This is a genomic window from Rhodovulum sp. (genome assembly GCF_011048875.1).
Lineage (GTDB): Bacteria > Pseudomonadota > Alphaproteobacteria > Rhodobacterales > Rhodobacteraceae > Rhodovulum > Rhodovulum tesquicola.
This window is the reverse complement of sequence record NZ_DSDD01000283.1, coordinates 1-4,654: the sequence shown is the minus strand read 5'-3', so window position 1 is coordinate 4,654 and position 4,654 is coordinate 1. Positions and strand designations below refer to the sequence as shown.

General features: G+C 70.6%; 6 protein-coding genes. 3 read left to right on the top strand and 3 right to left on the bottom strand.

Annotated features, from left to right (window positions below; translation table 11 throughout):
- The 3 genes from ENN83_RS09940 to ENN83_RS09930 form a co-directional block, all read left to right on the top strand.
- A partial coding sequence (locus ENN83_RS09940; protein ID WP_287186487.1) for a transketolase C-terminal domain-containing protein occupies nt 1-523 on the top strand: 523 nt, incomplete at its 5' end.
- The gene (locus tag ENN83_RS09935) at nt 520-1,368 is read left to right on the top strand and encodes a 2-oxoacid:ferredoxin oxidoreductase subunit beta (RefSeq protein ID WP_287186484.1); all 849 of its coding nucleotides are present in this window, start codon (nt 520-522) and stop codon (nt 1,366-1,368) included. The genes ENN83_RS09940 and ENN83_RS09935, both read left to right, overlap by 4 nt.
- Nucleotides 1,368-1,907 (top strand): 2-oxoacid:acceptor oxidoreductase family protein, encoded by a 540-nt coding sequence (locus ENN83_RS09930; RefSeq protein WP_287186480.1) that lies wholly within the window; start codon nt 1,368-1,370, stop codon nt 1,905-1,907. The genes ENN83_RS09935 and ENN83_RS09930 overlap by 1 nt, the downstream gene beginning before the upstream one ends.
- 7 nt (nt 1,908-1,914) lie before the next feature.
- On the opposite strand, the gene ENN83_RS09925 is transcribed toward ENN83_RS09930, so the two are convergent.
- The 3 genes from ENN83_RS09925 to ENN83_RS09915 all read right to left on the bottom strand — a co-directional run bounded on the left by ENN83_RS09925 (nt 1,915) and on the right by ENN83_RS09915 (nt 4,478).
- Entirely contained in the window at nt 1,915-2,625 is a 711-nt protein-coding gene (locus ENN83_RS09925) for an aldolase/citrate lyase family protein (RefSeq protein ID WP_349760111.1), read from the bottom strand.
- A gap of 309 nt (nt 2,626-2,934) precedes the next feature.
- Complete coding sequence (locus ENN83_RS09920) at nt 2,935-3,501, bottom strand: chemotaxis protein CheD (protein ID WP_287186476.1); 567 nt, start codon at nt 3,499-3,501, stop codon at nt 2,935-2,937.
- Nucleotides 3,498-4,478 (bottom strand): CheB methylesterase domain-containing protein, encoded by a 981-nt coding sequence (locus ENN83_RS09915; protein WP_287186473.1) that lies wholly within the window; start codon nt 4,476-4,478, stop codon nt 3,498-3,500. Before ENN83_RS09915 ends, ENN83_RS09920 begins: the two co-directional genes overlap by 4 nt.
- Between the last annotated feature and the right edge of the window lie 176 nt (nt 4,479-4,654).

Genomic DNA, 4,654 nt, shown 5'->3' with positions numbered 1-4,654 from the left:
TGCCGTGACCGAGGACCTGATCCCGCCCATGGCCCGGCCGGGCGATGGCTACCGCGCGCATTGCACCGGGCTGACCCATGCGCCCGGCGGCTTCCCGACGCAGGTGCCCGAGGTCGCCAGCGCCGCCGTCACGCGGACCACCGACAAGCTGGCGCGGCACCGCGCGCGGATCGACAGCTGGCGGGTGCAGGACGCCGACGATGCCGATCTGCTGATCGTGGCCATCGGCATCTCCGCCCGCGCCGCGAGGCAGGCCGTGCGCGACCTGCGGGCCGAGGGGCTCAAGCCGGGGCTGTTCCGTCCCGTCACCCTCTGGCCCTTCCCCGAGGACGCCCTGCGCGAGACCGTCGCCCGGTCGGGGGCCCGCGCCGTTCTGGTGCCCGAGATGAACCAGGGCCAGCTGGTCCTCGAAGTCGAGCGCGTGCTGGCAGGCCGCGCCCCCGCCCTGCGGCTGAACCGGATCGACGGCCAACCCATCACCCCCGACGAGATCGCCGCAGCCGCGCGGGAGGCGCTGGCATGAAGGACACAGCCCACACCGCCGCCTTCGACGTGAACGACTGGATCCGGCAGGATCAGATGCCGCATTTCCTCTGCCCCGGCTGCGGGCACGGGATCGCGCTGCGCGCCCTTGCCTGGGCGCTGCACGAGCAGGGCATCGACAAGGACAGGCTGGCGGTTGTGTCGGGCATCGGCTGCTCGGGGCGGCTCTCGGCCCATATCGACGCGAACACCTTTCACACCACCCATGGCCGCCCGCTGACCTTTGCCACGGGGCTGAAACTTGCCCGCCCCGACCTGCATGTGGTCGTCATCACCGGCGACGGCGATTGCCTGGCGATTGGCGGCAACCACCTGATCCACGCGGCGCGGCGCAACCTGGATATCACCTGCCTGATGCTGAACAACGAGATCTACGGCATGACCGGCGGGCAGGTCTCGCCCACCACGGCCGAGGGCCGCTACACCTCGACCACGCCGATGGGCAATACCGAACCCACCTTCGATGCCTGCGCGCTGGCCGCCGCGGCAGGTGCGGGTTTCGTCGGGCGCGAGGTCACGATGCAGGTGCTGGCGCTGCGCGACCTGATCCGGCAAGCAGTTGCGCACCAGGGCTTTTCCTTTGTCGAGGTGCTGTCGGACTGCACCGAGATCTATGGCCGCAAGAACGATCTCGGCGCCTCGCCCGAGATGATGCTGGCCAAGAAGAGCGCGATGCGGCCCTTCGCCTATCGCAACACGGTCGATGTGCCGTTCCGCCCGAACCACCTGCGCACCGGGGTGATCGCGCGCGGCGAGCGGCCGGAATACGGCGCGGCCTACCGGGCGATGGCGGCCGGGCTTCGCGGCGAGGAGGGGGACGCGTGATGGCGAAGACGGAAATCCGCTTTTCCGGCAGCGGCGGCCAGGGGCTATTGCTGTCCGCGCGCATCCTTGCCGCGGCACAGGCCCGGCAGGGGCGGTTTGTGGCGCAGTCGAACGCCTATGAACCCGTCTCGCGCGGCGGTCTCAGCCGTTCCGATCTGGTCATCAGCGAAGGCGAGGCCGATTTCCCGCTGGCCCGCCGGCTCGACTACCTGCTGATCCTCGACGCGGCGGGGCTGGGCGTGTCCGATCACCTGCTTTCGCCCCGCTCGCTGGTGCTGGCCGATGCCGAACTGGTGCCCGATCCGCCCCGCGGCGATTTCGCCACGCGCGCCCTGCCCTTCGTCGAAACCGCGCGCAGCCTCGGCAATCCGCGGGTGACGAATATCGTGGCGCTGGGCACACTGTGCGCGCTGTCCGGTGTCTGCCCGCCCGAGATGCTGCTTGACCGCGTGCTGGCGATGACGCCCGCGAAATTCGACCGGCTGAACCGCGATGCCTTTGCCGCCGGTCTGGCCATGGCGGTGCCCGAGCCGGTCTGAACCGACCTTACCCGCAAGCGACCTCGGCACGCAGCGCCCCCACCGCACGCGCCAGCAACGCCACGTCGATCCCGAGCGCGGTGAAGGCCGTGCCCAGCGCCATGCAGCGCCGGGCGAACGCGGCATCCGTGCTCAGGATGCCCGAGGGCACCCCCACCGCCGCAAGCCGCGCGATCGCGCCCTCGATCGCGGCGGCCACCTCGGGATGGCCGGCCTGGCCCGGAAAGCCGAGGCTCGCGGCCAGATCGGCGGGCCCGATGAACACGCCGTCCACCCCCTCGACCGTCGCGATCTCCTCCGGCCTCTCAAGCCCGGCGCGGGTTTCGACCTGCACGATCAGGCACAGTTCCTGCTCGGCGCAGGCGATGCAATCGGGGATCAGCCCGAAGCGCCTGGCCCGGGTGATCCCCGCCACGCCACGCACGCCACGCGGCGGATAGCGCATCGCGCGCACCGCCTGTTCGGCCTCCTGCCGCGACTGGGCATAGGGCACCATCAGGCTTTGCGCGCCCTGGTCGAGATGGCGCTTGATCAGCACCCGGTCATTGATCGCAACCCGCACCACCGCCGAGGCCGCCGGATGGGCGGCAATGGCCTGAAGCGCGGGCAGCACGTCGCGCACCTCCATCGGCGCATGCTCGGTATCGACCAGAACCCAGTCAAAGCCGCAGCCCGCCAGCAATCCGGCGATCATCGGCTGGGGGATCGCGTTCCAGATGCCGATCTGCGGATGACCCGCCCGCAGCGCCGCCTTGAACCGGTTGGGGGATTGTCCATCGCGCGATCCTTTTTGCCTGCCGCCTTCCGCCTGCCGCCTGCCGCCTGCCGCCTGCCGCCTGCCGCGAACAGACCCCGTTCCACGGCCCCGGTCAAGCGCCCGATCGCGGCACGCGCCACAACGCCCGTCCGGCCCCGGCAGCAGGGCCCGGCCAGCCCCGCAAGCCATGTCGCACAACCGAACCCGTCCCGCCACGCGCGGCCGCGCACAGCCCAAGTCGGGGCGCGCACAGCCCGCCTGCCGTGCCCGTCAGAACAGGGTGATCCCCGGATCGCGCGTGGCCGCCGGGCGCGGCGGCAGCCGCTCCGGCGGGGCCTCGGTCGGTGGCAGCATCACCAGCCGCGCCGCACCGGTCGCGGGACGGAAATGCAGCCGTCTTGCCTGCCGGCCGCCCAGGCTTTCCGAAACCACCTCGAATCCCTCGCGCCGCATGTAGGAGCGGGCGAAGATCACGTTTTTCTCGCCGATATCGGTAAAGGACGAACTGACCCGCGCACCGCCGAACAGCTTGACCCTGATCTGGCCGCGCAGCGCCCCGGCCTTGAGCAACTCATTGATCAGCAGTTCCATCGCCATCGCGCCGTATTTCAGTTCGGTCTTGTTGGCCCCCTCGTCGCCCGGCAGCAGGAAGTGGTTCATCCCGCCGACCCGCGCGACGGGGTCGTAGATGCAGGCCGAGACGCACGAGCCCAGAACCGTGGACAGCACCGCATCGGCATCGCGCGACACGCGGTATTCGCCCTGGATCACGGGCAGGATCCGGTGGCTTGGCCAATCCGCCTGGCTCGGCCTCGGCATCGGGGAATGGATGCTCATGCCGCGCTCCTTCGCGCGCAGCTTTTCAGCAGCGCCTGGCCGATCCGGCCGATGGGCAATTGTTCGCACACCGCGCCCAGTTCATGGGCCACGCGCGGCATGCCATAGACCAGCGCGCTGGCCTGATCCTGGCCGATCGTATGCGCACCCGCGCGGCGCAGCGCCAGCATCCCCTCGGCCCCGTCCCGGCCCATCCCGGTCAGGATCGCCGCGCTGACCCGGGCGGCAACCGGCACCGCCGAGTGGAACAGCGCATCGACCGAGGGCCGGTGCCCCGAGACCGCCGGCCCCTCGCGCAGGCGGCAATACGACCCGTTTCCGCGCGCGATCTCCAGGTGATGGTCCTTGCCCGGCGCAAGCAGCACCGTGCCCGGGACCAGCGGCTGGCGGTCCTCGGCCTCGAGCACGCGGGCCGGGCTCGCCCGGTCCAGAAGCCTTGCAAGACCCGCGCTGAAGGTGCCGCTGGTATGCTGCACGACAAGCGTGGGCGGGCAATCGGCGGGAAAACCCGACAGCACCCGGATCAGCGCGTCGACCCCGCCGGTCGAGGCCCCGATCAGGATCAGCCGGCCGGACTGAAAGGCCATCCGTTCGGCCACGGGTTCGCGGGGGACGACGGCGGGCCGGTCCAGCAGCACCTCGAACAGGCATTGGCGCAATTCGTCCTGCGAGACACCCTGATGGGTGACCCGCAGCCCGTTGGTGCCCGCGCGCGCCGCCAGCCGCTCTGCACTGGCCGGCGTGTCCGCGACCAGGATCCAGCGGATGTTGAGGGCGCGGAACAGCGTCTGCATCACCTCGAATTCGGGCAGCCGGGCCAGGTTCTCGGCGACGAGCACGGCCTGGGGCGGTCGGCTTTCGGCGGCGTGATAGATCTCGCTCAGATCGGATGCACAGATGCCCAGCGAAACGCCGCGCATGGTGCCGACCGCGCTCGCGAGCCGGCGCCGCCCCTCCTCGTTTCCATCTGCAATCATCACCCGCATCGCGGTACTCTCTTCTTTCGGAATGGCCTGTTGCGATTGTTCGGTCAGAAGTCCTGCCAGGTGGTCAAGTCGTTTGCGGCGGCCTTTTTCCTGGGGGCGGGTTCGGCGGCCGGGGTGGCGGGCGCGGCCTTTCCCGCCGCTTGCCGGGCCGGGTCGACCAGGCGGAG